Origin of the sequence: Streptomyces sp. NPDC051133, from assembly GCF_040682635.1 — a bacterium.
Classification (GTDB): domain Bacteria; phylum Actinomycetota; class Actinomycetes; order Streptomycetales; family Streptomycetaceae; genus Streptomyces.
The window spans coordinates 22423-49181 of sequence record NZ_JBFBBK010000002.1 but is presented as its reverse complement, the minus strand read 5'-3'; the positions used below and the strand labels follow the sequence as shown (position 1 = coordinate 49181).

Sequence of the window (26759 nt, the reverse complement as noted above, 5' to 3'; positions counted from 1 at the left end):
TGCTGGTGTGGGGGGCCATGGGGCCGGTTTCAGCGCGGCAAGGGCTGGACCCGCGCCGCAGTAGTGCGACGCGGGCCCAGCCCCTGTCGGTGAGACGGCGCCACCGTTAACGGTGCCGTTGGGCGTGCCACGCACGGATCAAGGACCGCTGATCGCGGCCTTGTACAGGTCGGCCGCCTGGCTGCCCAGTGTCACGCTGTAGGACACGTCGTCGGTGTCGCCACCCTCGTCATAGCCGCCGAGGACGCCGACGACCTGGCCCTCACTGTTGATCCAGGGGCTGCCGCTGGTGCCTAGGGTGAAGGCGGGGCAGTCAATGCGCTGCTGAGTGCTGCTCTGTGAGGTCGGCTTGTTGGTGCAGCTGATGGGCGTCTCGCGGGAGTCGGGGTAGCCGATGACGGTCACGGCGGTGGCGCCGGTGGCCGTACCGGTTGTGAACCGGTTGGCTCCGACGACGTCCTCGATCGCCTTGCCGTCCTGGTCGTCGACGGTGGCGAAGGCCAGGTCGCTGTCCTCGTCCTGGTCCTTGGTCCATCCGTCGGGCAGATAGCGGTGCTCCAGCTTCCACACCCCATTCGGCGCGTGCCCGTTCCGGTAGCCGGGCACGAACACCAGGTCGGTGCCGGTGTCGCTCACGCAGTGCGCGGCGGTGACGATGAGATCGCCGTGGGGGCTGTGCACGACCGAGGCCGTGCAGAGGTGCCCGCCGGACAGGTCGTCGGCCCGGTCCGCGTCGAACAGCGCGCCGACCCGCGCCGTCTGCCTATCGGCGACGACGTCGCCGGTGGTCCCCATGGCCTGCGTCGGAGGGCCCGTCTGTCCCGTGTGGCCCGCTGTCCGGGCGACGTGCGACACAGCCCCTGAGGGCCTGGGCCTGACCTCGGCGGCCGCCACGGACGAGGTCAGGGTGAGCATCGCCACGGTGCCGAGCAACGCGGGACGCGAGGTGACCAAGATGCGGGAGATGCGCTCCATCAGTGATCACTCTGTCTCACGAATGCGAGACAGGCGCTCCAACTTAATTGAGATTTTCCTGTGAGCCCATCGACGTGGCGTCCTTCGAGCCCGGGCGACGCCGGGTCTGCCCTTGCTCGCAGCACTCCACGACCTCTGCACGCCCTCCACTGCACGGCGAGCATCCGCTTCGGACCGGCGTACGGGATGTGACGGCGCTGTGCTCTGATGCGCTGTAGGGGGTGGATCCAAGGAGGCGGCGCGTCCCACCGTGCCCGGGGGACGCGCCGGCCACGGCCCTACAGGGATCCCGGCGGCCTGGGCGATTGCGGGCAGTATTGTCCGGTTCTGTGGGCAGTGCCGGGCGCCCTCCGCCGGGCCGGTCGGTTCAGGTGTGTGCGTGCCCGGTGCGATGGCGAGTGAGCCGGCCGAGGACGATGTCCACCGCCAGGAAGGTGGCGAGCGGGATGCCGAGCAGCGGGACGTAGTAGCCGAGGACGGCGATCACGGCGGCGCAGGGCACCAGCACGTACACCGGCACCTGCCGCCAGGCGCCGCGGGGGATCGGGCGACCGAAGGCGGAGCCGCGGCCGCGCTGCCACCACATGCGGTAGCCCCAGAGGATGAGGAGAATCAGGGCCAGGGCGAGGGCGGCCAGCGCGATCTGGTTGGCGAGGCCGAACAGGCTGCCGGTGTGGGCGTCGATGCCCCACCGGGTGAGCTTGGCCAGCAGCGGGTAGTCGGAGAAGCGCAGGACGTCGGCGACCTTGCCGGTGGCCGGGTCGACGGCGATCGAGTCCTGCTTCTCCGGCCAGCTGCGCTGGACCTGCCGTACGACGTAGGCGGAGGAGGAGTCGGCGGGCGGCACGATCTCCACCGGGGCGGACAGGCCCTCGGCGCGGGCCGTCTTCAGGACGGCGTCCAGACCGGCGTCGGACCGGTTGCCGGAGCGGGCGCCCATGTTCATGCTGTTCATGGCCGTCCCGGCCATGGAGCCGTGTCCCTCGTGACCGCTGCTCACCGTCGCGGTGACCGACGGGGTGGACTGGCCGAGGGCTTCCCGGAGGTCGCTGATGCTGGCGCCTGCGTAGGTGGACCAGGTCAGGCCGGTCGCGGACAGGAAGAACAGGCCGCCTGCCGCCCACACGCCCACGGTGCCGTGCAGGGTCAGGGAGCGGCGCCGTCCGGTGGTGCCGCGAACCTTGCGCTGGGCGCGGCGCCGGCCGAACAGAGAACCAGTCCGCCGCCCGTGATGACCCACAGCCAGCTCGCGGCGAACTCGCTGTACAGGCGGCCGGTGTCGCCGAGGTGCAGGTTGCTGTGGAGTTCGTCGACCCAGGTGCGCAGCGGCAGAGCGCCGGTGGAGCCGTACTGCTCCAGTGCGTCACGTACCTTGCCGGTGTAGGGGGCCACGAACACGGCGAGCGTGTGGTCGGCGGCTATGACCTTCACGCCGGACAGCAGCACGCGTCTGCTCGCGTCCGGCTGCGGTGACGGCCGCACGGCGGAGATGGTGCCCTCGGGGTGGGCCTTGCGGGCGGCGGCCACCTGTTGGGAGATGGGCAGCTTGTGGTCGCCGACCGGGACGGTCAGTTCGTGGGCGTACACGATCTTCTCGGCCTGTAACGGGCCCGCGTACAGGAGCCCGGTGACCGCCGCGACGAGTAGGAACGGCGCGACGAACACGCCGCGTAGAAGTGCAGGCGCAGCACCAGGGGGCGCAGCGCGCGCAGGGCCGAGGGAGCCGCCGCAGAGGCGGGGCCCGGGGCCGGCTCACCGGCATCGTCAGCCGTGCAGGGTGGGGCGGTGGTGGGCGGTTCGACCGACATGGGCGCTGCTCCTGGGGCGTACGGGTGTCACGTCAGCTGTCGGCTGAGCGGAGGGGTGAGTTCCGCGCCGTTGCTGTGATGTGGAACACCCGGCCGGTCGCGAAGGTCGGGCGGCCCGGCGTCATGCAGCGACTGGAGCAAGGGAGTCGCTGATGCGGGCCGCCTTCGCGTTGCCCTGCGGCGGTCGGTCAGGCGATGCCGTCCAGCTTGCCTGCCTTGGCGTCGTCGATCAGGGACGAGAACTGGTCGGCGCTCATCTGGACGCGCTGGCCGAAGTCGTCGGTCAGGACGATGCGGCGGTCGGTGGGGGCGGCCGGGTCGACGAAGAGCTGGGGGCAGCCGCAGTTGCAGTTCCCGCAGAACGTGGCGACGGGCTCCAGCCCGCTGGTGTCGGTCATGATGCTCTACCTCCGTGGACATGAGGTGCGGCACTCGAGTGGCCGGACGGATCGGACCGACCGGTGGCCGCGGGGGACTGTCCCGGGGATACCCGGCGCGGATGCGGTGGACGCGCGACCCCCTCGTGTGCAGGGGGCGCGGAGGTGGCGGGCATTCGCTCGTGCTCCTTGGAGTGCTACCGGTGCTTCGATTTCGCCAACATGGCCGGGAACTGAACGGCACCCACGTCCGACTCGTAAGGAGGGAGCAGGTCGACCGGGTAACAGCTCCGCGGGCGGTGATGCGTATGCCGGTGCCGGGGGAGAGATCCTTTGGACGCGTGGCAGCATCAGGTGCCGTGAGTGGGTCCCTGATGGTGCGGAGCGTGCGCGCGGCGGTGTTTGCCGTGCTGTGCGTGCTGCTCGCTGCCGGGGGGCATGTCATGGCCACGGGCATGGCGCCCTCGGTGTGGGTACAGGTCGCCTCATTCGTGCCGGTCTTCGCAGCGGGCTGTTTGCTGGGTGGCCGTGAGCGGTCGCTGGCCGCCATCGGCACGGGGACGCTGGCCGCGCAGGGCGGGTTGCACCTTGTCTTCCACGCCGCCGAGCCCCATCACGCCGCGATGGTCATGCACGGAATGCGGATGGTCCAGGCGCCCCATGCGCTGACGCCGCACGCCACCGCCGCGCATGCCGGGGCGGCTTTGCTGCTGACCTGGTGGCTGCGGCGCGGTGAGGCGGCACTGTGGTCGCTGCTGCGCTGGGCGGTCGCGTTCGTGCCGGCGCTTGCCGCCTGGTCGCAGGTGGCCGGCGGGGCGTGGCGTGCACCGGCCGGGCCGGGGCTGGTGCGTCGGGCCGACGGTGAGCCGTGGGCGCCCAGGCAGGTGCGGCTGAGGTACGCCGTTCACCGGCGGGGGCCGCCGACGGGGATGTCGTACGCACTCTGACCCCCGACATCCCTTCTTCCGTACGGAGATCCCTCACCTCATGTCCAGGACCCGCACCACCCTGCGCCGCGCCGGCGCCCTCACCGCCCTGACCGCCGCCGGACTTCTCGCCGCGGCGGGCGTCGCCTCCGCGCACGTCACCGTCTACCCCGACAGCTACGCCAAGGGCGCCACCGACGGCGTGCTGACCTTCCGTGTCCCGAACGAGGAGGACAACGCCTCCACCACCAAGGTCCAGGTCTTCCTGCCCACAGACCACCCCGTCCTCGGCGTGCTGGTCCACCCGCAGGACGGCTGGACCGCCCAGGTCACCACCACCAAGCTCAAGACGCCCGTCAAGACGGACGACGGCACCATCACCGAGGCCGCCTCCGAGATCACCTTCAGCGGCGGGAAGATCGGCGCCGGGCAGTACGAGGACTTCAACGTCGCCTTCGGTCAGCTGCCCGACGACACCGACCAGCTGACCTTCAAGACCCTGCAGACGTACTCCGACGGCAAGGTCGTCCGCTGGATCGAGGAGGCGCAGGGCGGCCAGGAGCCGGAGAACCCGGCACCCGTGCTCAAGCTCACCGCCAAGGGCGCGGAGGACGGCGCCGGCACCTCGACCGCCTCGGCGGCGAGTTCGAACGGCTCCGAGAGCGCCAAGCCGACCGCCTCGGCCAGCGACTCGACCGCCCGCGGTCTCGGCATCGCCGGGCTGGTCGTCGGCGTGCTGGGTCTCGCGGCGGCTGGCTTTGCCGTCGTGCGCGGCCGTTCCGCCGGATCCCGGGCGGAGTAGTTCATCTGCCCTGCCGGCGGTAGCCGTCGGCAGGGCAGCGTTCCGCCGCCGTGCCGTCGGCAGGGCAGCGTTCCGCTGCCGTGAACCCGGCACAGTTGTCCCTCGCGTGACGCGGACCACAACTTGGCTCCGGAACTCGACCCCCGGCGGCCCCGACTCCTTAAAGCAGTACGGCGCGATCCGACCGACGCCGTACGACGTGATCTGGAGACGCGGTTGATGGACGAGTCCCGGCAATCCTCTTCCTCCGGCGCGGGTGCGGTGCTGCGGAAGCTGGTGCCTCCGCCCGCCCTGTGCGGATTCCTTCTCCTGCTGGCCCTGATGTTCACGGTGTCGTACGCCGTCGGTGCCGCCGCAGGGCCCGTCGCGCCCGGCATGCACGGCACCGGCACGAGCCGGGGTGACGGCGATCCCGGCAGGGGCGGCGGCACGGATGACATGGGAGACATGCACGGGGGAGGCCACTAATGGGCGCGGAACCCGTGGCCGTCGACCTGGTCACGACCGACCTGACCGTCGGCGGCATGACCTGCGCGGCCTGCGTGAGACGCGTCGAGAAGAAGCTCGGCAAGCTGGACGGGGTCACGGCGACCGTCAATCTGGCCACCGGGCGGGCCCGGGTCAGCCATCCGGCGCAGATCAGTCCTGAGGAAATCGTCGCGACGGTCGAGCAGGCCGGTTACACGGCTTCCCTGCCCGAACCGCCCGAGCAGCCCGAGACGCGCGAGGACAAGGACGCGGGCGAGTCCGAGGGTGCTCGCCAGGAGCGGGACCGGCTGTTGATCACCGCGCTGCTCGCGGTGCCGGTGCTCGTGCTGTCGATGGTGCCCGCGCTGCAGTTCCGCAACTGGCAGTGGCTGTGCTTCGCGCTGGCCGCGCCGGTCGCGGTGTGGGGGGCGTTGCCCTTCCATGTGCGTGCGGCGCGTGGGCTGCGGCACTCGGCCGCGACCATGGACACCCTGGTGTCGTTGGGTGTGGTGGCGTCCTTCTCCTGGTCCGCCTACGCGCTCTTCCTCGGTGGTGCGGGTGAGCCCGGGATGCGGATGCCGTTCACACTGGTGCCCTCGGCTTCTGACGGCGCGGCGCACCTCTATCTCGAAGCGGCCGTCGGTGTACCTCTGTTCGTTCTGGCAGGGCGCTTCCTGGAGGCGCGGGCCCGGCGCGGAACCGGGGCGGCGCTCAGGTCACTGGCCCAACTCGCCACCAAAGAGGTGACGATCCGCGAGGGCAACGAGGAACGGCTCATTCCCATCGAGCGGTTGAGGGCGGGGCACGTCTTCGTCGTGCGGCCTGGGGAGCGCGTGGCCACCGACGGGCAGGTGGTGGAGGGAAGTTCGGCGGTCGACCTGTCCCTGGTCACCGGGGAGAGCGAGCCGGTCGAGGTCGGGCCGGGCTCGGCCGTGGTCGGCGGTGCCGTCAACGCAGGCGGGCTGCTGCTGGTGAAGGCCACGGCCGTCGGCGCCGACACTCAGCTCGCCCGGATCACCCGGCTGGTGACCGAGGCCCAGGCCGGGAAGGCTCGGGCGCAGCGGTTGGCCGACACGGTGGCAGGCGTCTTCGTCCCCGTCGTGCTGACGCTGGCCGTCACCTGTCTCGGCTTCTGGCTCGGTGCCGGGGCCGACCCGCAGGCCGCCGTCACCGCGTGCGTGGCCGTGCTCGTCGTGGCCTGCCCCTGCGCGCTCGGCCTGGCCACACCGACCGCGCTGATGGCAGCGACCGGCCGCGGTGCCCAACTGGGCGTCCTCGTCAGCGGACCCCAGGCACTGGAGGGGCTCCAGCACCTCGACACGGTCGTGTTGGACAAGACCGGCACGCTCACGTCCGGCCACATGGCCGTCGCCCGGGTCACGGCCGTACCCGGCGGACCGGGCAAGGAGGTGCTGTTGCGGCTGGTCGGTGCCGTCGAGCACGGTTCGGAGCATCCCCTGGGCCGGGCGATCGCCGCGTACGCCCGCAGGGAGCTCCCCGAAGGGCCGCTGCCGGACGTGAGTGAGTTCGCCGCCGTGCCAGGGCAGGGCGTGCGCGGCCTGGTCGAGGGTCGGCGGGTGGAAGTCCTCGCCTGCGACGGTGAGTTGCCCACCGACCTGGCGGACGCGCTGTCGGTGGCCGAGGCCGCGGCCCATACGCCTGTTCTGGTGCGGGTGGACGGGACGGCAGAGGCACTGATCGAGATTGGAGACGTCGTACGGCCCGGAAGTTATCGGGCCGTGGACCGGCTGCGGCGCCTCGGCGTGCGGCCGGTGCTCGCCACCGGTGACCGTGAGGGGCCCGCGCAGGCCGTGACCGCGACCCTGGGCATCGACGAGGTGCACGCCCGCTGCACACCCGAGGACAAGGCCGCCCTCGTACGGGACCTGCAGGAGCAGGGTTACCGCGTCGCGGTCATCGGCGACGGAGTGAACGACGCCGCCGCTCTGGCCGGGGCCGACCTGGGCATCGCCATGGGCAGCGGCACGGACGTGGCCATCGGGGCCGCCGACGTGACGCTGGTACGCGGGGACATCGAGGCGCTCGCGGACGCGGTCCGGCTCGCCCGGCGCACGCTGGGCACGATCCGGGCCAACCTCGTCTGGGCCTTCGGCTACAACGTCGTGACCGTGCCGCTGGCCATGGTCGGCCTGCTCAATCCGATGTTCGCCGCGGCCGCGATGTCGGTGAGTTCGCTGCTGGTCGTGGGCAACAGCCTGCGGCTGCGCGCCTGGCAGCCCTCGCCCGCTCCCGCCCGGAGGCGTACCCGATGACCGAGCAGAACCTCTGGCGCCCCACTCGCCGACGGCTGACCGACACCCTCCTCGCCGCGCTCGCGCCCGTGGCCGCGTGCAGCCTCGCCCTGGGCGGGCTGACGGCCTGGACCGGGGCCGGGAAGGCGGGCGGCCCGGCCCGGATCACCGTCTCGAACGGGCGGGTCCTCCTGCCGTACGGGGACAGCACGGACACCGCTGCCCTCTTCGACATCGCCAACGTCGGTGGCGCGGACGACCGGCTGGTGAACGTGACGTCCACCGCCGCGCACGGCCGGATCACCCTCAGCGGGCACCGCATGCTGGGCGGCCGGGCCGCCTACAAGGCTGACGTGACCTCGGCCACCATCTCGGCGGGCGGCGAGTTGTCCATGTCGCCGCGCGGTGTGGACGTGACGCTGCGGGCCGGGGCCGGCTGGCGGGCGGGTGACCTCGTGCCGTTCACGCTGCACTTCGCCCACAGCGCGCCGGTCGAGACACTCGCGGTCGTGATCCGCCCGGGCGACAGCGGCCCGTGATCGCCGGTCCTCGGGGCGGAGGAATCCTCTCCTAGACGTCGGGGCAGAGTGCCGTCGAGTTCCAGCCCGTTGTCATGGGCTGGATCACACTCAGCGGATTGAGTACGGTCCCCCGTGGATGTCCGTACCCACGCATGACGACCGAAGCCCGGATGCGAGGATGAGGCGCCATGACAGCAGGGTGGTGTGCTCGCGCGATACGGGCCGCGGTGTTCGCGGCCATGTGCGTGCTGCTCGCTGCCCTGGGCCACGTCCTGATGTCCGGCAGCGACGTGCCCGCGTGGGCGCTGGCCGCCGGCGGGGCCGTGACCGGTGCCGTGGGCTGGTGTCTTGCGGGGCGTGAGCGCGGGCTGCCGTTGATCGTGTCGGTCGTGGTCGCCGCCCAGACGGTGCTGCACGAGGCGTTCTCCTACGCCCAGTCGACGTCCGGCCCGTCCGGCGGCTCGGCCTCCACGGGCATGAGCGGCATGGGCGCCACGGACAGCTCCATGGACATGGGCTCGATGCGGATGGGCTCCATGGCCATAGGCGCCATGCACAGGGGCCACACGGGCATGAGCCCCATGGATCACATGGGGCACTCCATGGACGGCGGTTCGTCGTCGTCCGGCATGCTCGCCGCCCACCTGCTCGCCGCGGTGCTGTGCGGTCTGTGGCTGGCGTATGGCGAGAGGGCCGCCTTCCGGATCCTGCGGGCGGCGGCCGGTTGGCTGGCGGCGCCGCTGCGGCTGCTGCTGGCCCTGCCCGTCCCCCCGGACCGCCCGCGCGTCCACCTGCGGCGCCGCCGCTCGGACCGGGCGCCGCGTCTCCTCCTCCTCGTCCACGCAATCACTTCTCGGGGTCCGCCTGCGGGGACGGCTGTCGTCTGAAGACAGCTGGTTTCCCGAGGCTGCCCGGCTGCCCTGTTGCCGTTGTGCGCCTCGGGCCACGGCCGTACGACCGCACCGGCGCCGCAGCGCCACAGCGATGCCGTAGGGCCGTCTTTCCCACTTTCACCGGACCGGCGCGCTGTGACGCCGCCCTGGTCCGGATCATGGCTGACCCGAGAAGGACACCAGGTGATTTCCTCTGCCCTGCCCACTTCGCGCACCCGGAGCGACACCCCGGCAGCGCTCGACGATTCGATCACCGCGTGGGCGCTGGCCGCCCGCGGCGGTGACGCGGACGCGGTCGAGCTGTTCGTGTGCGCCCTGCACCGGGACGTCCAGCGCTATGTCGCCCATCTGTGCGGCGATCCCCAGGCGGTGGACGATCTGGCGCAGGACACGTTCCTGCGGGCGCTCGGCAGTCTGCACCGGTTCGAGGGGCGTTCCTCGGCGCGTGCATGGCTGCTGTCCATCGCCCGCCGCGCCGTGATCGACAGCTACCGGTACGCCGCCGCCCGCCCCCGACTGTCGGACGTACCGGACTGGCAGCTGGCCGTCGAGCTGGCCCAGCCGTGCGACCTGCCCGGCTTCGACGACGGCATCGCCCTGCTGGATCTGCTGGCCGCGCTGCCCGATGACCGCCGGGAGGCGTTCATCCTCACGCAGCTGCTCGGCCTGCCCTACGCGGAGGCGGCCGAGGTGAGTGACTGCCCGATCGGCACGGTCCGCTCCCGCGTGGCCCGTGCCCGCGCGACGCTGATGAACCTACTGGACGAGGCAGACGAGCCCGCCGTGTTGGTGGCCTGAGCGCCAGGAGGGTGCCGGTGCCTGCTGGAAGAACGGCACCGGCACCCTCGCCACCGGAGTTCCGTGAGCGGCACCTGAGATGGATTGCCAACTGGCGGGGAACTCAGGGCGCCTTCGCGCCGACTACTGGAGCGGGTGACGGAAGCTCGCCCGTGTACCGAGTGGATCCGGGAGTTGTTCGATGCGTTCTCGTGTGTGGGGCGGTACGGCAGCCGCCGTGCTGGGCGGCCTGCTGGTGGCGGGCTGCGGCGGCGGGAAGGACACGGCGGACGGGACCGCGGGGCAGGCCGAAAAGGCGGCTTCCGGCGGCTACCCGGTGTCCGTCACCGACTGCATGGGAGCCAAGTCCACCTTCTCCAGCGCCCCGAAGAGAATCGTCACCAGCAACGCTTCCGGCCTGGAGCTGCTGCTGCGCCTCGGCGCCGGCGACAAGGTGATCGGCACGGGTTTCCCGCCCGGCAAGGGCACGCTGCCCGGCACCCTCGACGCGCAGGCGCAGAAGGTCAAGGTGCTCAGCCAGACCGTCATCCCGAAGGAGAGGCTGCTCGGCTCCGGCGCCGACCTCTACATCGACACCTTCGCCGCCATGGGCAGCATGGGCGGCGGAGGGATGGGCGACGCGCCGACGGCGGAGGAGTTCAAGGCCGCCGGGATCAAGCACATCTACCTGAAGTCCACCGCCTGCGCGGCGCAGAGCAAGATTCCGGTGACCGACCTGTCCGCTGTCGAGGAGGACATCACCTCTCTCGGCGCGGTCACGGGCACGAGCGCTCAGGCACAGAAACTCGTCGCCGGGATGAAGGAGAAGGTGGCCGCCGTCCAGAAGGTGGTCGGCGATACGGCGGAGAACAGCCGGCCCACGTACTTCTTCTTCGACTACGACGCCGGTACCAAGCAGCCCAGCGTCACCTGCAACCGTCAGGTCGCCAACGCGGTGATCACACTGGCCGGGGCCCGCAACGTCTTCGCCGACTGCGACGGCGACTACAAGCAGGTCGGCTGGGAGGACGTCATCGCCAAGAATCCGGACTGGATCCAGCTCGGCGTCCGCAACCGCGGCAGCGAGGCGGCGAACAAGAAGGCGTTCGACGAGGCCGAGCAGTGGCTGAAGTCAAACCCGGCCACCAAGGGGCTGAAGGCGGTCAAGGAGGGCCACTTCCTGCGCATCGGTTCCGAGCAGACCACCATCGCTGGAGTCGAGAACGCCGACACGGTCGAGGCCATCGCCAAGACCCTGTACCCGGGCAAGGTCGCCTGACCGTGGCCTTCACACTGGTGCGCCGGAGGACCGCGGCTGCGGAGGAGCGGGGCAGCCTGCCTGCCGGTCCGCTGGCGGCGGTTCTGGCCGTGGCGCTGCTGACCGCGCTGACGGCCGCCGTTGCCTGGGGCTCGACCTCCATCCCGCCCGGCGAGGTGTGGAGCGTGGTGTGGCGGCGGCTGTCCGGCGAGGCGCCGCGACCCGGCACGGACGACCTCATCGTCTGGCAGCTCCGTGTCCCGCGCGCACTGCTTGCCGCCCTTGTCGGCGCCGGCCTCGGGGTCGTTGGTACGGCCGTGCAGGCGTTGGTGCGCAATCCGCTGGCCGATCCCTACCTGCTGGGCATCTCCAACGGCGCCTCCCTCGGCGCGGTCGCCGCGATCGTCCTCGGCCTCGGCGCGGGCGGGGCACTGGGCCTGGGCCTGTCCGGCGCGGCCTTCGCCGGCGCGCTGGCGACGTTCGCGCTGGTGTGGGCGGTGGCCCGGCGCGGCGGAGGCTTCGCACCGCTGCGGCTGGTGCTGGCCGGGGTCGCGATCGGCCAGTTCCTGTCCGGCTTCACCAGCTACCTGGTGTTGCAGGCCGGGGACGAGCAGCAGACCCACAGCGTCCTGTTCTGGCTCATGGGCAGCCTCAGCGGAGCGACCTGGCAGCTGCTCGCGGTGCCCGCGACGGCCGTTCCGCTCGCGCTGCTGTGGCTGCAGGCGCGCGCCCGGGGCCTGAACGCCCTGCTGATGGGCGACGAGACGGCCGCCGGACTCGGCATCGACGTCACCCGGCTGCGCCGCGAACTGTTCACGGTGACCAGCGTGCTGACCGCTGTCCTGGTGGCCGTCTCCGGTGCGATCGCCTTCGTGGCGCTGATGGTGCCGCACGCCTGCCGCCTGGTCGTCGGCGGCGACCACCGCCGCCTCCTGCCGGTCTCCGCGTTGTTCGGAGCCCTGCTCCTGGTGGTGGTCGACATCGTGTGCCGTACGGCGTTGGACACCCAGGAGCTGCCGGTCGGTGTGGTCACCTCTCTGCTCGGGGCTCCGGCCCTGCTGTATCTGCTGGACCGGCGCCTGGGGAGCGGCAGTTGAGGATCGATATAGAGGACCTGTCCGTCGCCTATGCGGGCCGTACGGTCGTCGCGGGTGTCCATCTTGTCGCGGCCGATGGCGAGATCACGGGCTTGGTCGGGCCGAACGGCAGCGGCAAGTCCACGCTCCTGCGCACTGTCTACCGGCACCTCAAGCCCACGGCCGGGCGAGTACTTCTGGCCGGCACCGACCTGCGCGAGATGACCCCGCTCCGGTCGGCGCGACACGTGGCCGCCCTCCCACAGGAGCGCGGGAGCGACTTCGAGCTGACCGCGCGCGAGGTCGTCGCCATGGGCCGCACCCCCTACAAGCGCGCCTTCGCCGGGGAGGACGCCGCCGACCGGGACATCGTCGCGCAGGCGCTCACCGACGTCGGCATGGCGGAGCAGGCCGGACGCCGCTTCACGGCCCTGTCCGGTGGTGAACGCCAACGCGTCCTGCTGGCAAGGGCGTTCGCACAGAACCCGGACGTCCTGGTGCTGGACGAACCGACCAACCACCTCGACATCCGCCACCAGGTCGACCTGCTCGCCCTGTTGCGCGCTCAGCGTCGTACGACCCTGGTGTCGCTGCACGACCTCAACGCCGCCGCCTCCGTATGCGACCGTCTCCATGTCCTGCACGGGGGAGCGGTCGTCGCCTCCGGCACGCCGCGGGAAGTGCTCACGCCCGCGCTGATGGCGGAGGTCTTCGGGGTGCGAGCGGCGGTGGTCGACCATCCCCTGACCGGTGACCCGCTCATCGCCTTCGACCACAGGGCGCCGACGGACGAGGTGCCGACGGCGGTGCCGATGGAGACACCCACTCGGGGATGAACGGGCTCGGGCAGGACGACGGTCGCGTCCTGCCCGCTCGGCCGTCCGCCGGGATCAGGCGGCGATCGAGTCGGCGATGCCGTACCCGGCCTCGACGATCGCGGCGCGCAGCCGCTCGTCGTCAAGGTCCGTGCCGTACACAGTGACGGACTTGGCGGCGAGGTCGACCACGGCCTCGCTCACCCCGGGTACCTCGGAGACCTCTTCCCTGATGCTCGCCGCACAGTGCTCGCAGCTCATTCCCGTGACGTCGTACTGCTTCTGGTCCATGGCGCAACTCCTGGATACGGACGGGACTTTGGCGTGGCGTACGGATGCCCGAACGCGGATGTTCAGGCCGACGCCGTCACCTCAGTAGTCGGCTGAGCGGAGCGCGGAGTTCCGCCGTAGGCACGTTGATTCGATGTCCGGGGGGAGGGAAGGAACCCTCCGCGACACGCACCGGGCAGCGGGCGTGTTGAGCACTTCGGGGGAGGGCAGTCGGATGGCGCGGCTCCGGCACGACGTGCACAGCGGTTCCCACCCGATGTGGCCTTGGGATCCTGAGCCCAGGACGATCCGGTGCGGCGGAACGCGGATCAACGGGGTCGCCTGGCCGTTGCCCGCGGCCACCGTGGCCGTTCTCGTAGCCGGGTACGGCTGGCTGGGCTTCATCGTCGACGGAGCGTTCGGCGCGGCCGTCGGCTGTGCCGCCGGGCTGATCCTCTGCGCGCTGCTGTACCTGTTGGTGGAGTCGGCCGTGTCGGGCAAGGCACCACGCGGCGGCCGCCGCGACTGATCCGCGCGGAAAGTTTCAGCCTGCCCGCCATGATTTTTGGACGCGCCCGGGAACTCATGTGCGATCCCTCCCGACTTGTGGGACGAGGCTGCCGTCCGGCAGCCCACCCACGACCGTGAGGGGCGGCAACGGTGACAGGCCACAGTCCCGGTTCGGAACGGCCCGGCCACATACCCGTCGGCGACGAGGACCGCTGGCTGCTCGTCGCCGTGGCCGGCCTGCTGTCGTTCGTGGCGATGCTCGACATGAACATCGTCAACGTGGCCCTGGCGGACATCGCCGACGGTCTGCACGTCTCCGCCGCGACCGCCCAGTGGGCGGTCCTGGGTTATCAACTTCCCGTGGTCGCTCTGCTGTTGCCTGTCGGCCGGTGGCTGGACGGGGTCGGGACGCGCTCCGCCCTGCTGGTCGCGACGGCCGGCTTCGGTCTGTGCAGCGCGCTGGCGGCCGCCGCACCGTGGCCGGCCTGGCTGATCGCCGCCCGCCTCGCGCAGGGCGCGTTCGGGGCCGTGCTCTTCGTGCTGATGCCGGTGCTCGCCCTGCGTTCGGTACGGCCGGAGCTGCGCGGGCGCGCCATGAGCGTGCCCGCGACACTGGGCCCGCTGGGCGCGGTGACCGGCCCGGCGGTGGGTGGACTGCTGCTGGACCACCTGGGCTGGCGCGCCGTCTTCCTGGTCAAGATCCCTTTCTGTCTGCTCGCCCTGGTCGTGGCGTGGAGGGCGATGCCGAGGGACGGCGGCCTGCGCTTGCCTGACCGGCGGTCGGCGGCGGATGCAGTGCTGGTGGGTTCCGGCGTGACCGCTCTGCTGCTGGCGCTGACCCTGGCGCCGGGAAGTCCGGCGTGGCTGGTGCTCGCGCTTGCCGCTGTACCGCCGTTGCGGTGGTGGCTGCGGGGATCGGGCGGTCGTCCGGTGGCCGGTGCACTGCGGGCGGCGGGGCTGTTCCGGGCGCATACGGCGGTGCTGGCGCTGGCGGCCGGGTTCGCCGCCATGCACTACGTCGTCGCCCTGCACCTCCAGCGCGACGACGGCGTCAGCGCCACCACCACAGGGCTGACCGTCCTCGCCTTCCCCCTCGGCATGGGACTGGCCGGCCCGGTCGGCGGACGCCTCGCCGACAGGTGCGGGGCCCGTCCAGTGGCGGTCATCGGCGCTGCCCTCATCACCGCCGGTCTGCTCCTCCTCGTTCCGCTGGGGGGTGACTGGTCGCCGGTGGACGTGGCCTGGCGGCTGGCGGTGGCCGGCCTCGGCATGGGGCTGAACGGAGGTCCCACCCAGGCCCTCGTCATGGGTGCCGCCCCGCCGGACCACACGGCGACCGTGGGCTCGTCCGTACAGCTGGCCCGAAGCCTCGGCTTCACCCTCGGCCCGGCCCTGGCCACCGCCGCCTTGGGCCTGGCCGGAGGCGGTGACGGCGTGACGGCCGGGCTGGCCCTGGCGGCGGTCGCCGCCTGTGTCGCCGTACCGCTGCTCGCACTGCGGGGACGCAGGCCGGCGCTCGTGCAAGAGATGTCCACCGACGCGGCTCCCGCCGCCCACCGCCCCTGAACCGAGTAGTCGTTTCCCATGTGCGGAATCACCGGCTGGGCGTCCTTCCACCACGACGCCCACACCCAGGCCCCGGTCATCGAGGCCATGACCGCCACCCTCACCCTGCGCGGACCCGACGCCGGAGGCGTCTGGCTCGGTGAGCGGGCGGCGATCGGCCACCGGCGCCTGGCCGTCATCGACCTCGAAGGCGGCGCACAGCCGATGACCGACCGGCCCGAGAAGCCGTCCATCGTGCTCAGCTACAGCGGCGAGGTCTACAACCACCACGAACTGCGCACCGAGCTGCGCGGCCGGGGCCATGCGTTCCACACGCGCAGCGACACGGAGGTGGTGCTGCGCGCGTACGCCGAGTGGGGCGAGGCGGTGGCCGAGCACCTGGAGGGCATGTTCGCCTTCGCCGTGTGGGACGAGCGCGCCCAGCGGCTGCTCCTGGTGCGCGACCGGCTCGGGGTGAAGCCCCTGTTCTGGGCCACTGTCGACGGCGGCCTCGCCTTCGCCTCCGAACCGAAGGCGCTGTTCGCCCACCCGGAGATCCGGCCGCGCGTGGACTCGGACGGACTCCGCGAGGCGTACAGCCTGCTGTTCAACACCGGGCCGACCGTGTGGTCCGGGGTGCGGGAGGTCGAGCCCGGCGGACTGCTGGTCCTGGACCGGGCCGGCTTCCGCGAACGCCGCTACTGGCAGCTGGAGGCCGCCGAGCACACCGACGACCGGGACACGGCCATCGAGCGGATCCGCGCCTTGGTCGGCGGGGCGGCCCGCAGCCAGCTCGAAGCGGACGTCCCGCTGTGCAGCCTGCTCTCCGGCGGCATCGACTCCACCGTCCTGACCGCCCTGCTCGCCGACGAACTCCGCCTGCGCGAAGGCCCGGACGCCCGGATCCGCTCCTACGCCGTGGACTACAGCGACCAGGCGGAACAGTTCACCGGCGACGTCCTGCGCACCGGCCACGACACGCCCTACGCCACTGAAGCCGGCGCCTTCATCGGCACCGACCACAGCACGGTCGTCCTCGACCCGCGCGCCCTGCTCGACCCGGAGCACCGCAGGGCGGTCGTCGTGGCCCGCGACTCGCCCATCGGGGTGGGCGACATGGACACCTCGCTGTACCTGCTGTTCGGCGAGATACGGCGACACTCCACCGTCGCCCTCTCCGGCGAGGCGGCCGACGAGGTCTTCGGCGGCTACCCCTGGTTCCACAACCCGAAGGCCCTGGCAGCGGAAACCTTCCCCTGGCTGCTGGTGACGGGCGACGAGGCCGCCATGCCGCTCAACCCCGAACTCGACCTGCGCATCGGCGAGTTCCGTGACGACACCTACCGCACCGCCCTGGCCGCCGTACCGCACGCGGACGGCGAGAGTCCCGCCGAGCACCGGCAGCGCGAGATGCAGCACGTGTCCCTGACCCGCTGGCTGCGCCAACTCCTCCACCGCAAGGACCGCCTCAGCATGGCCCAGGGCCTGGAGGTGCGCGTCCCGTACTGCGACCACCGGCTCGTCGAGTACGCCTTCAACACACCCTGGCCGCTGAAAAGCTTCGACGGCCGCGAGAAGAGCCTTCTGCGTGCGATGGGTGCCGGCCTCGCTCCGGACTCGGTCCTGTACCGCCCGAAGAACCACTACCCGGCCACCCACCACCCGGACTACAACCGCGGCCTGCAGGACCTTGCCCGCGAAGCCCTGGCCACCGAGCAGGTCCGCGCCCTCGCCGACGAGACCCGCATCAAGCCCTGCCTCGACACGGCGCCCGACCGGTTGGAGTGGGGCCACCGCCTGCGCCTCGAACGCGTCGTCGACCTCTCCCTCTGGCTGGACCACCACCGGCCCGAACTCGCCCTCTGAGGAGCCTCCCCATGACCCTCCACGAACAGCAGTCAGCCGCGGATCCGGACACCTTGCCCGACCCGATGCCGCTGATGGGCTGCCCCTACAAGGCCAACCCGTACCCCCTGTACGAGCAGATGCGCGAGGCCGGACCCGTCCACCGGGTCCTCTTCCCCAGCGGCGTCCAAGCCTGGCTCGTCACCGGCTACGACGCCGCCCACGCCGCGCTGAACGACGACCGCCTCGGCAAGAACCACGACCGCGGCAACGACCGCTGGCGCGCCCGCGCCTCGATCATGCCCGAGCCGCAGCACTCCCAGCTCCAGGTCCACCTCCTCCACCAGGACCCGCCCAAGCACACCCGGATGCGCCGCTTCGTGACGGACGCGTTCACCCCGCGCCGCATCGAGCAGCTCCGCCCGCGCTTCCAGAAACTGGCCGACGCCCTCGTCGACGCACTGCCGCAGCACGGTCCCGCGGACCTCGTCACCGGCTTCGCCGCGCACTTCTCCTTCCAGGTCCTCGCCGAAGTCATCGGTCTCCCGCAGGAACTCGCGGCCCGCTTCGACCGCGACTGGGGCAAGGTCGTCCAGCCGGTCGGACCCACCGACCCCGGACGCCCCCTCTACGAGGGCCGCCTGCACGGCCTGCAGAGCTACATCGCCGATGTCGTCACCCACAAGCGAGAACACTGGGACGACGACCTGCTCAGCCGCCTCGTCGTGGCCCGCGACCGCCGCGAACTGTCCCAGGAGGAGCTGGACTCGATGATCTTCCAGCTCCTGGTCGCAGGCCAGGAGCCGGTCACCAACCAGATCACCACCGCCCTGATCGCCCTCTTCCGCAACCCGGAGCAGCTCACCCGCCTGCGCGACAACCCGGACCTGCTGCCCCGCGCGGTCGAGGAACTCCTCCGCTACGACAGTGCCTTCGAGCTGACCACCTGGCGCTTCTTCGACAAGGACAGTGACCTGCACGGCACGGAGGTCCCGGCCGGTGACTCCGTGATCGTCTCCCTGTGCGCGGCCAACCGCGACCCGCGCCGCTTCCCCGCCCCGGACACCTTGGACTTCGACCGCGCGCCCAACCCCCACCTCGCCTTCGGTCACGGTATCCACTTCTGCCCCGGCGCCGCCCTCGCCCGCGCCGAACTCCAGATCGCCCTCGGCACCCTCCTCGCCCGCCTGCCCGGCCTCCATCCGGCCGTCGGAGACGAGGATATCGAGTGGATCCCGGCCGTCCTGGGCCGCGGCACCAACCACCTGCCCGTCGGCTACGACCGGCGCCTCTGACACCGACGTACCGCTGACCGGGTCCGGCCACACCGGCCGACCCGGCCCCGGCTGACCCACGCCCCCTGACCCCAGGCGCCTGGCTTCCACTCCCTCCCGCCACGGCGCCATGTCGACGTGCCCTCGTACTTCCTCGTACTCCAGGAGAGGCGACATGCCCCTGACGACCGCGCCGGACACCCTGCCCGCGAGCATCGCCACCGAGATCCTGAACCTGCTCCTGCCCCATCACCGCACGACCGACCGCGTCCCCGCTCCCGCGGAAGCGTTCCCGCATCAGCTGCGCCGCATCGCCGCCTTCGTACGCGACGGAGCCCCCATCGTCTTCACGCTGCCCGGCTTCCCCTGCAAGTCCCCCAACCCGACCAAGGTCCTCGGCCACCTCCCCGACCAGGGCGAACGCCTCTCCCTGACCTTCCTGAACACCCTGTGCACCCAGATCGAGCGGATCTACTCGCCCGGCGCCCATGTGATCATCTGCTCCGACGGCCACGCCTTCGGTGACCTCATCGGCGTCCCCGACGACCACATCGACGCCTACGCCGACGACCTACGCATCCAAATGGGCCGGATGGACCTGCACAGACTGTCCGTCTTCGACCTCCGCGACGTCCTCGGCGACCTCCCGCACGACACGAAACGCACCCACATCCACGAGCGCTACGCCCCCACCCTGGAGGCCCTCCGCGCCGAGACCCGCGCCGACGACCAGGCCCTCGCCCTCTACCGGGGCATCACCCGCTTCCTCGTCGAGGACACCGCCGACTGGACCGGCACCCGCTCCGCCCTCCAACGCGGCTGCCGGCAACGCGCCTACGGCGTCATCCAGCGCAGCCGCGCCTGGGGCGCCCTGATCGCCGAACAGCACCCCCGCGCCGTACGCCTCTCCATCCACCCCCAACCCATCGGCGCCCCGAAATTCGGCATCCGCCTCCTCGACGCTCCCGACGCCTGGACGACTCCTTGGCACTCGACGGCCTTGCATCGCAGGGACGACACGTGGACCCTCCTGCCCCACCGGCAAGCCATTCCCAGGGGCCGCCTCATGATGCAGGACGGCAGACCGAGCCATTTCGAGGAAAATCCGGCCGCGTGACCCTTCACGAAGTCCGGACGCGACTTCGCTGGGCCGGGCTCGCTCGGAAGCATGACGTCATGCGAGGCTGATGCGCTCCATCACCGATGGGTGTGAGGGGCTCCTGTGAAGGCGGGCAATCTCAGGGAATGCCCAGCGGTCAGGCAGCCGTAGCGGGGCGCGGTTCGCCGTGGAAGACCTGGCGGGCGTGCCAGTCGCGGTGAGCTGCGGCAACAGGGCGCGCGCCGGGCTGTGGGCCGAGGAGTGGGCGGCCGGCGAGGGCTATGACGTGCTCGTGGGCGGCGGGGCTGTGGCCGACGAAGCGTTGTGAGACCAGGATGCGGTGGCCGTCGCCGACACCGAGGACGCCCTTGTCGAAGAGTTTGTGGTGCAGCGAGCACAGGCACAGCCCGTTGTCGATGTCGTCGGGGCCGCCGAACGCCCACCAGCGCACATGGGCGGCCTCCAGTCCGACCGGCACCGCGCCGATCCTGCCGTCGTAACCGCAGAAGGCGCACCGGTACTCGTAGGCGGTCAGCACCAGTTCGCGCATCCGCCGGTCCCGCTGCCTGGGCACCGTCGCGAGCTGCTCGGTCTCTGCCGGCTCCAGCTCAAGGCCGATGGCTTCGCACAGGTCACCGTGAAGGGAGGGCGGGAAGTGCAGGTCGAGCAGCAACCTGGCGATTCTGCCGAGCAGGGCGGGCTCGCGCCGCAGAGCTGCTCTCAAGTCGGGCGCGAGCTGCCCGGTGGCGCCCGTCTCCCGGAGATCCCGCACTCCGCTTCCCGGGCTGCCGGGCCCGCGATCGGTGCGCACTTCCCACACACCGTCGCTGACCAGGTGGTGGAAGGGGTAGGCGGGCGTGGTCTTGTTGGGCGGGCCGTACTCGGTCAGAAGCCGTTGCAGGTTCTGCTCCACCGCGCTGTAGCGCAGGCCGCCTTCCGCGTCCTCCTGGAACCGGCCGAGGGCGTACAGGAGCAGCAGTGGCTTGTGCGGAGCGCGGGTGCCGCTCCTGGTCCACTGCCTCAGCTTCGCGACCCGCTCCAGCCAGTCCATGAGGGGTGATCGTAGACGGCCTCTCAAGGACATGAGGGGGACCGGAGAGCCCCGCCCACTGCGGGGAAGCGATGGGGCGCCGGCTATGCGGTGGCCGGCAGCACGTGGTCGCCGAGCTCGTCCGTGCTGAGGCACAGGGAGCACACCACCGCGTCGTGGGTGGCGCAGGCGGTCAGGTCCGGGCGCTCGTACGGCTGGTGGCAGACGTGACAGTCGAGCGTGAGCGCGCTCGGGTTGCCGTCGGCGTCCAGCAGGGGCTCCTCGATGCCGTCGTCGGTGCGGCGCAGGTAGTACCTGCCCCTGGTGACGATCGCCATCATGGGGGTGAGGACGAAGGCGATGACGGCGGCGGCGACGGGGGAGTACGGCTGGAGGGTGTCGCCGAGGCCGTGGAAGTACATGGCGATGGACAGGCCGGAGGCGGCTGCGAAGGACACGACGCCGACCGGGTTGACCGCGTGGAGCATGCCCCGGCGGAACTCGGGCTGGAGCGGCGACAGCTTCAGCAGGTACTTGTTGACGCCGATGTCGGTGGCGACGGTGACGACCCAGGCGATGGCGCAGTTCGAGTAGAAGCCCAGGATGCTGTTGAGGAAGCTGAACATGTCGGCTTCCATCAGGGTGAGCGCGAAGCCGAGGTTGACGAGGACGAAGACCATGCGGCCGGGGTAGTGCTTGGTGACGCGGGTGAAGGAGTTGGTCCAGGCGAGCGAGCCGGAGTACGCGTTCGTCACATTGATCTTGATCTGACTGATGACGACCAGGGCCACGGCCAGCGGGATGACCAGCCAGGACGGCATCATCGCGTCGAAGGCGCCGCGGAACTGCTGGATCGGCTCGGTCGCGGTGGGCGGGCCGACCTTGGCGAGGATGTAGACGGCGAGGAAGACGCCGATGGTCTGCTTGAGCGCGCCGAGCACCACCCAGCCCGGGCCGGCCATGACCACGGCGGTCCACCAGGTGCGCTTGTTCGCCTCGGTCTTGGGCGGCATGAAGCGCAGGTAGTCGATCTGCTCGCCGATCTGCGCGATCAGCGACAGGCACACGCCCGCGCCCAGCAGTACGGATGCGGTGTTGACGCCGCCGTCGCCGTTCGTGCCGGCGTAGGAGAGGAAGCGGTCGACGGTGCCGGGGTCAGTGGCGATGAGGTAGACCAGCGGGCCGACCATCAGCAGCAGCCAGATCGGGGTCGTCCATATCTGGAGCTTGCTGAGCGCCTTCATGCCGTAGACGACCAGCGGGATGACCATCAACGTGGAGATCAAGTAGCCCAGCCACAGCGGCAGTCCCAGGCCGAGCTTCAGGCCCTGGGCCATGATCGAGCCTTCGAGGGCGAAGAAGATGAAGGTGAAGCTGGCGAAGATGACGCTGGTGAGGACCGAGCCGTAGTAGCCGAAGCCGGAGCCTCGGGTGATGAGGTCGAGGTCGATGTTGTAGCGGGCGCCGTAGTAGGCGAGGGGGAGGCCGGTGACGAAGATGACGACGGCGGCCACCGCGATGGCGACGAGCGCGTTGCCGGTGCCATGGGCCAGGCCGATGCCGGCGCCGATGGAGAAGTCGGCCATGTAGGCGATGCCGCCGAGCGCGGTGGTCGCCACGACCATGGGGGCCCAGCGGCGGTAACTGCGCGGAGCGAACCGGAGGGTGTAGTCCTCCAGTGTCTCCTTGACCGCTTGTTCGTCGGTGGCTTTCGCCGTGCCTGTCGATGTGAGCCGTGACTCGGTGGTACTCACGTTGCGCCTCCCGATGGTGCCTGTGCGGGTGCTTCGAGGTGGGGAAGAGCCCCGCTTGGCGTCATCGGCAGGACGGGGGAGCCGACGGACCGTCATGCGTCGCGTGCGGCCGTTTATACGGTTCTGATCCCACGGCCGGTCACGCTAGAAAGCGGTTGTTACCGTCGGTTCCCGCCGTCGTGAACGCGACGTTTCCGAGAACTCACCTGCCGTCTCGTGGTCTCGGACTCAGCGGCGGTGGGCTGATGTTCGCCGTCCTGGGAGGCGTGGAAGTTGGCGCAGATGAAGCCGGGTTGGTGCTTCATCGTTTCCTCCGTGGCGCGGGCGAGCAGGTCGATCAGTTCGGGCTGGCGGTCGGGGGAGACGGTGAAGACGTTGATGAGGGTTGCCACGGGGCGGGCGGTGTCGATGTGTGGCGTAACGGTCATGGAGCTGTCCTCTCACTTCGAGTGGCGGAGGTACGCCCCCCGGGATGGACGTGAAGGTCTACGGAGGCAAGGCGGCGAGGGCGCGCGCCGGATGGCGCGGGCCGAGGAAGACGGCAGTGCCTATGCCTTCGGGGGAAGGGTGGGTGGCCTGGGTCCAGCCGTGGCGGCGATAGAAGGCCATGGCCCTGGGGGACCGCACCGAGGTGAGCAGCCAGGAGCGGCCCTCGGGAGCGTCCGCGGTGACCGCCTCCAGCAACGCGTCGGCCAGGCCCGTGCCGCGTGCTGCGGGGCAGACGGCGAGTTCGTCGATCTCGCGGGCTCCGCACAGCCACTCCCTGGTGCGCTCCGGGCCCAGGCCGGCGGCGGCCTGGGGGTAGCAGCGGTCGGTGGGGAAGGGAGCCATGGTCGTCCAGGCGGTGGTGAAGCCGACGACGTCCGATCCCGTGAAGGCGAGCGCTGCTGTGAAGCCGGGGCGCCTGACGTTGTCCGCCAGCCGGATGAGAAACGCGTCGGCCCGCTCCTGGCCCTCGTTCCAGGGCGGGGCGCAGAAGGCGTCGGCGTAGAGGGAGCGCAGGGCGTCGGAGTGCTCCAGCAGGTGCTCGTCGCGGAAGACGTGGATGTCCGCAGTCATCAGGCGGCCACCGCCGTCCTGGCCGTGGGATGAAGGGCGGCGTACTCCAGGGGTGCCGAGGGGTCGATGGACAGGTCCAGGGGTGCCGGTTCGGCTCCGGCCCGTACGAGGAGGTCGCCGACGGCGGCGATCATCGCGCCGTTGTCCGTGCACAGCCGCAGCGGGGGTACGCGCAGCTCGATGTCCGCGGCACGGCACCGCTCCTCGGCCAGCGAGCGGACACGCGAGTTGGCGGCGACCCCGCCGACCACGACCAGGGTGCCCACTCCGTGCTCGACGCAGGCCGCGACCGACTTGCGGGTCAGCACGTCCGCGACCGCCTCCTGAAGGGACGCGGCCCCGTCCGCGACCGGCAGCTCGGCGCCCGTGTGACTCTCGGCCCAGCGCGCCGCCGCCGTCTTCAGCCCGGAGAAGGAGAAGTCGTACGAGCCCGGCAGGGGGCGGGGGAAGGGGACAGCGTACGGATCCCCCGCGCGCGCTGCCCGATCGATGGCCGGGCCACCGGGGTACGGCAGTCCGAAGACGCGCGCGACCTTGTCGAAGCACTCACCGGCGGCGTCGTCGAGGGTGTCGCCGAGATGGGTGATCGGGTCGCGGGCGAGGTCCTGGACGAGGAGCAGAGAGGTGTGGCCGCCGGAGACGATCAGCACCATGCAGGGGTGGGGTAGCGGGCCGTGTTCGAGGGTGTCGGCGGCGACGTGGCCGGCGAGGTGGTGGACGCCGTAGAGCGGGACGCCCAGGGCGTAGGCCAGCCCCTTCGCCCCGGCCAGGCCGACCTGGAGCGCGCCGGACAGGCCGGGCCCGGTGGTCACCGCCACCGCGCCGATGTCGGTCAGCCGCAGTCCGGCCTCGTCCAGGGCGCGCTGGACCACGGGCCGGACCGCATGGACGTGCGCCCGGGCCGCGATCTCCGGTACGACGCCGCCGTAGCGGGCGTGTTCGTCCATGCTCGACGCCACTGCGTGACCGAGCAGCCGCCCGTCCTGGACGAGTCCCGCGCCGGTCTCGTCGCAGGACGACTCGATTCCGAGCACGACGGGAGAGCTCATACTCACCTCTGTCTGCGATGGATAAGTTATTGCGAATAGTGTGCAATAAGGCTCCGCGTTGTGCACCTGGGCGCGAAGATGCTGGTCGGAGCCAGGTGCTGCCGACGACTGGTCGCACCGGCCCGGGGATCCCCTCGACGTCGTCGCCGCCGAGGTCCGCCGCGCACCGGACACCGACCGGCCCCGGCTCGGCGCCGTTCCCGGGCAGCCCGATGGCGCGTACGAGCAAGACGGGCAGCTCACCAGGCGGCATGTCCGGGCCGCCACGCTGGGCGTGCTCGCAGCCGTGCCGGGCGAGCTGTTGTGGGACATCGGCGGGGGATCGGGATCGATCGCGATCGAGTGGCTGCGCACGCAGCCGTCTTGCCGGGCGCTCACCGTCGAGCGGGGCCCGGTGCGTGCGGAGTGGATCGTGCGGAACGCCGAGCGACTGGGCGTGCCCGGGCTCCCCGTCGTCACTGGCACGGCACCTGCCGTGCTGACCGAACTCCCGGCGCCAGACACCGTGTTCATCTGTGGCGGGCTCACCGCGCCCGGTCTGCCAGCTGCCTGCTGGGTCACGCTGCCGGTCGGCGGCCGGATGGGGTGTGCTCGCCTACGAGCCGCTGAGCGGCCGCCTCATCGTCGAAGAGGTCTACGACCACCAGGGCAACGTCGGCCAGGGCTCCACGCCCATCCTGGTCTTCGACGCCTGGGAGCACGCCTTCTACCTGCAGTACAAGAACCAGAAGGTGGACTTCATCGAGGCCATGTGGCAGGTGGTCAACTGGCAGGACGTGGCCAAGCGCTACGCCGCCGCCAAGGAGCGCGGCGACAGCCTGCTGCTCAAGCCGTGACGCCGTAGAGCACTCAAAGCGTCCTGCCTCGTGATCGTCTTCTCACCTTTCACAGGCAGGCGGCACAACGGAAGGCTCCCGCGAGGACATGCTCGCGGGAGCCTTTCTGCTGTCGGTGCAGTAGTGAACCGGGGTCCGTCGGCCGGCCGGTTTGCGGCTGTGCCGTCAGCCGGTGTCGGCGGTGCGGGCGCTCCAGCGCTCCTCGACCTTCGCCAGGCGCCAGTAGCCGATGGCCGCGGCCCAGACGACCACGAACAGGCCGACGATGACGTAGCCCACGTTGTCCAGGTTCAGGTCCGCGATCCAGCCGGAGACGTCGTCGTTCAGTCCCAGTTTGTCGTGCAGCACCCCGACCAGTTCGATGGTGCCGACGAAGAAGGCCACCGCGATGGACAGGCCGGTGATGGTGAGGTTGTAGAAGACCTTCCGCACGGGGTTGGAGAAGGCCCACTGGTAGGCGAAGTTCATGAAGGTGCCGTCGAGGGTGTCGAACAGGCTCATGCCGGCGGCGAAGAGGAGGGGCAGGCACAGGATCGCGTACCAGGGCAGGCCGGCCGCGGCGCCGTTCCCGGCCAGGGCGAGGAGCAGGACCTCGGTGGTGGTGTCGAAGCCGATGCCGAAGAGGAAGCCGAGCGGGAACATCTGGCCGGGGCGGCGGATGGACTTGGTGAGGCGGCCCAGGAGGCGGTTCATGAAGCCGCGCGAGTCGAGGTGGGCTTCCAACTCCGCCTCGTCGTACTGCCCGGCGCGCATGGCCTTGAAGACGCGGGCGATGCCGAGCAGGGCGACCAGGTTGAGGGCGGCGATCAGGTACAGGAAGCCGCCGGAGACGGTGGTGCCCACGGTGCCGAGGACTTGGTGGGTGCTGGAGCCGTCGTTCATCAGGGTGCCGGCGAGCTTGGCGCCGCCGGCGACCAGCGCGGCCATGGCGACCACCACGCTGGAATGGCCGAGGGCGAACCAGAAGCCCACCGAGACGGGCCGCTTGCCGTCGGCCATCAGCTTGCGGGTGGTGTTGTCGATCGCGGCTATGTGGTCCGCGTCGAAGGCGTGCCGCATACCGAGGGTGTAGGCCGTGATGCCGAGGCCCACCCCGAACGCCTTGGTACCGACCTCGTAGTGGTGCGGCACCACGAGCAGGAACAGGATTCCGAAGGCGGCCACGTGCAGAGCGACGATCACGGCCAGCAGGCCGGCGGTGCGGACGGTGTCCTCGCGGCGCCAGCGGAAGGAAGGGGCGGCGGCGGTTTCGGGCACGCCTGGGGACACGGTCATACGGTCACGCTCCAACACCTCGTGGATCAGCTTCGTGCTGCCGTGGCCGGTCTCCTGGCTGACGGGTCATCGCGCCCGCCCCTGCCTTCCCGGCCGTGAGGCCAGTGGCAACGCATGGGGCGGGAACTCCCCGATCACAGTGGCGAGGGCCGCTCCGGACTGAGCCCTTGAGGGGCTGTCACCGGTCTTCCCGAACACCACGGCCCGCCCACCCTAGAAGGCGGCAGCCGGTGGCTGCAAGGTTGCACAACTGATCAGGTATGGA

24 protein-coding genes, 3 pseudogenes and 1 riboswitch are annotated in these 26759 nt (G+C 71.0%); of the genes and pseudogenes, 17 read left to right on the top strand and 10 right to left on the bottom strand.

Annotation, left to right across the window (positions count from 1 at the left end; all coding sequences use genetic code 11):
• Positions 1-138 precede the first annotated feature (138 nt).
• The 3 genes and pseudogenes from AB0N17_RS02390 to AB0N17_RS02380 all read right to left on the bottom strand — a co-directional run bounded on the left by AB0N17_RS02390 (position 139) and on the right by AB0N17_RS02380 (position 3181).
• On the bottom strand, positions 139-975 hold the full coding sequence (locus tag AB0N17_RS02390; RefSeq protein ID WP_366009195.1) for a trypsin-like peptidase domain-containing protein: 837 nt from the start codon (positions 973-975) through the stop codon (positions 139-141).
• Positions 976-1342: 367 nt separating this feature from the next.
• Positions 1343-2783: pseudogene (locus AB0N17_RS02385) on the bottom strand (PepSY domain-containing protein).
• A gap of 188 nt (positions 2784-2971) precedes the next feature.
• The gene (locus AB0N17_RS02380; protein ID WP_366009194.1) at positions 2972-3181 is read right to left on the bottom strand and encodes a hypothetical protein; all 210 of its coding nucleotides are present in this window, start codon (positions 3179-3181) and stop codon (positions 2972-2974) included.
• Between the two features lie 365 nt (positions 3182-3546).
• On the opposite strand from AB0N17_RS02380, the gene AB0N17_RS02375 reads away from it, so the two are divergent.
• The 10 genes from AB0N17_RS02375 (at position 3547) to AB0N17_RS02330 (ending at position 12969) form a co-directional block, all read left to right on the top strand.
• Positions 3547-4107, top strand: a complete 561-nt coding sequence (locus AB0N17_RS02375) for a hypothetical protein (protein ID WP_366009193.1) — start codon at positions 3547-3549, stop codon at positions 4105-4107.
• Positions 4108-4147: 40 nt separating this feature from the next.
• On the top strand, positions 4148-4888 hold the full coding sequence (locus AB0N17_RS02370) for a YcnI family protein (RefSeq protein WP_366009192.1): 741 nt from the start codon (positions 4148-4150) through the stop codon (positions 4886-4888).
• A 219-nt stretch (positions 4889-5107) separates the two neighbouring features.
• Positions 5108-5356, top strand: a complete 249-nt coding sequence (locus AB0N17_RS02365; protein ID WP_366009571.1) for a hypothetical protein — start codon at positions 5108-5110, stop codon at positions 5354-5356.
• Entirely contained in the window at positions 5356-7629 is a 2274-nt protein-coding gene (locus AB0N17_RS02360; RefSeq protein ID WP_366009191.1) for a heavy metal translocating P-type ATPase, read from the top strand. The genes AB0N17_RS02365 and AB0N17_RS02360 overlap by 1 nt, the downstream gene beginning before the upstream one ends.
• Complete coding sequence (locus tag AB0N17_RS02355) at positions 7626-8147, top strand: copper chaperone PCu(A)C (protein ID WP_366009190.1); 522 nt, start codon at positions 7626-7628, stop codon at positions 8145-8147. The genes AB0N17_RS02360 and AB0N17_RS02355 overlap by 4 nt, the downstream gene beginning before the upstream one ends.
• 170 nt (positions 8148-8317) lie before the next feature.
• Positions 8318-9016, top strand: coding sequence for a hypothetical protein (locus tag AB0N17_RS02350; protein ID WP_366009189.1), 699 nt, complete (start codon positions 8318-8320; stop codon positions 9014-9016).
• 189 nt (positions 9017-9205) lie between these two features.
• A complete protein-coding gene (locus AB0N17_RS02345) occupies positions 9206-9820 on the top strand; it encodes a sigma-70 family RNA polymerase sigma factor (protein ID WP_366009188.1) in 615 nt (204 codons plus the stop codon).
• 181 nt (positions 9821-10001) lie between these two features.
• On the top strand, positions 10002-11078 hold the full coding sequence (locus AB0N17_RS02340; protein WP_366009187.1) for an ABC transporter substrate-binding protein: 1077 nt from the start codon (positions 10002-10004) through the stop codon (positions 11076-11078).
• A 2-nt stretch (positions 11079-11080) separates the two neighbouring features.
• A complete protein-coding gene (locus AB0N17_RS02335; protein WP_366009186.1) occupies positions 11081-12154 on the top strand; it encodes an iron ABC transporter permease in 1074 nt (357 codons plus the stop codon).
• Complete coding sequence (locus AB0N17_RS02330) at positions 12151-12969, top strand: ABC transporter ATP-binding protein (RefSeq protein ID WP_366009185.1); 819 nt, start codon at positions 12151-12153, stop codon at positions 12967-12969. The genes AB0N17_RS02335 and AB0N17_RS02330 overlap by 4 nt, the downstream gene beginning before the upstream one ends.
• A gap of 54 nt (positions 12970-13023) precedes the next feature.
• Here AB0N17_RS02330 and AB0N17_RS02325 read toward each other — a convergent pair whose 3' ends face one another.
• Entirely contained in the window at positions 13024-13239 is a 216-nt protein-coding gene (locus AB0N17_RS02325) for a heavy-metal-associated domain-containing protein (RefSeq protein WP_366009184.1), read from the bottom strand.
• Between the two features lie 343 nt (positions 13240-13582).
• Between AB0N17_RS02325 and AB0N17_RS02320 the strand changes: the two genes are divergently transcribed.
• The 5 genes from AB0N17_RS02320 to AB0N17_RS02300 all read left to right on the top strand — a co-directional run bounded on the left by AB0N17_RS02320 (position 13583) and on the right by AB0N17_RS02300 (position 19509).
• Complete coding sequence (locus tag AB0N17_RS02320; protein ID WP_366009183.1) at positions 13583-13747, top strand: hypothetical protein; 165 nt, start codon at positions 13583-13585, stop codon at positions 13745-13747.
• A 131-nt stretch (positions 13748-13878) separates the two neighbouring features.
• Positions 13879-15294 carry an MFS transporter gene (locus AB0N17_RS02315; protein WP_366009182.1) on the top strand — a complete coding sequence of 472 codons (1416 nt, stop codon included), beginning with the start codon at positions 13879-13881 and terminating at the stop codon, positions 15292-15294.
• 18 nt (positions 15295-15312) lie between these two features.
• Positions 15313-17139: an asparagine synthase (glutamine-hydrolyzing) gene (gene asnB / locus AB0N17_RS02310; RefSeq protein WP_366009181.1), complete on the top strand. Its 1827-nt coding sequence runs from the start codon at positions 15313-15315 to the stop codon at positions 17137-17139.
• 11 nt (positions 17140-17150) lie between these two features.
• Positions 17151-18413: a cytochrome P450 gene (locus AB0N17_RS02305; RefSeq protein WP_366009180.1), complete on the top strand. Its 1263-nt coding sequence runs from the start codon at positions 17151-17153 to the stop codon at positions 18411-18413.
• 154 nt (positions 18414-18567) lie between these two features.
• Positions 18568-19509 carry an isocyanide synthase family protein gene (locus tag AB0N17_RS02300; RefSeq protein ID WP_366009179.1) on the top strand — a complete coding sequence of 314 codons (942 nt, stop codon included), beginning with the start codon at positions 18568-18570 and terminating at the stop codon, positions 19507-19509.
• Positions 19510-19648: 139 nt separating this feature from the next.
• On the opposite strand, the gene AB0N17_RS02295 is transcribed toward AB0N17_RS02300, so the two are convergent.
• From AB0N17_RS02295 to tsaD, 5 genes are all read right to left on the bottom strand, one after another.
• Positions 19649-20542 (bottom strand): phosphorothioated DNA-binding restriction endonuclease, encoded by an 894-nt coding sequence (locus tag AB0N17_RS02295; RefSeq protein WP_366009178.1) that lies wholly within the window; start codon positions 20540-20542, stop codon positions 19649-19651.
• 83 nt (positions 20543-20625) lie between these two features.
• Positions 20626-22275, bottom strand: a complete 1650-nt coding sequence (locus tag AB0N17_RS02290) for an allantoin permease (RefSeq protein ID WP_366009177.1) — start codon at positions 22273-22275, stop codon at positions 20626-20628.
• Positions 22276-22433: 158 nt separating this feature from the next.
• The gene (locus tag AB0N17_RS02285; RefSeq protein WP_366009176.1) at positions 22434-22703 is read right to left on the bottom strand and encodes an antibiotic biosynthesis monooxygenase; all 270 of its coding nucleotides are present in this window, start codon (positions 22701-22703) and stop codon (positions 22434-22436) included.
• Between the two features lie 58 nt (positions 22704-22761).
• A complete protein-coding gene (locus AB0N17_RS02280; protein WP_366009175.1) occupies positions 22762-23334 on the bottom strand; it encodes a GNAT family N-acetyltransferase in 573 nt (190 codons plus the stop codon).
• Entirely contained in the window at positions 23334-24383 is a 1050-nt protein-coding gene (tsaD, locus tag AB0N17_RS02275; protein WP_366009174.1) for a tRNA (adenosine(37)-N6)-threonylcarbamoyltransferase complex transferase subunit TsaD, read from the bottom strand. Before tsaD ends, AB0N17_RS02280 begins: the two co-directional genes overlap by 1 nt.
• Positions 24384-24483: 100 nt before the next feature.
• On the opposite strand from tsaD, the pseudogene cbiT reads away from it, so the two are divergent.
• Together cbiT and AB0N17_RS02265 are read left to right on the top strand one after the other, a co-directional pair.
• Positions 24484-24966: pseudogene (gene cbiT / locus AB0N17_RS02270) on the top strand (precorrin-6Y C5,15-methyltransferase (decarboxylating) subunit CbiT); the annotation flags it as partial.
• Positions 24959-25219: pseudogene (locus AB0N17_RS02265) on the top strand (Fe-Mn family superoxide dismutase); the annotation flags it as partial. The pseudogenes cbiT and AB0N17_RS02265, both read left to right, overlap by 8 nt.
• A 165-nt stretch (positions 25220-25384) precedes the next feature.
• On the opposite strand, the gene AB0N17_RS02260 reads toward AB0N17_RS02265, so the two are convergent.
• Positions 25385-26494: a HoxN/HupN/NixA family nickel/cobalt transporter gene (locus AB0N17_RS02260; protein ID WP_366009173.1), complete on the bottom strand. Its 1110-nt coding sequence runs from the start codon at positions 26492-26494 to the stop codon at positions 25385-25387.
• 26 nt (positions 26495-26520) lie between these two features.
• A riboswitch (cobalamin riboswitch) is annotated at positions 26521-26711 on the bottom strand.
• Positions 26712-26759: the final 48 nt, after the last annotated feature.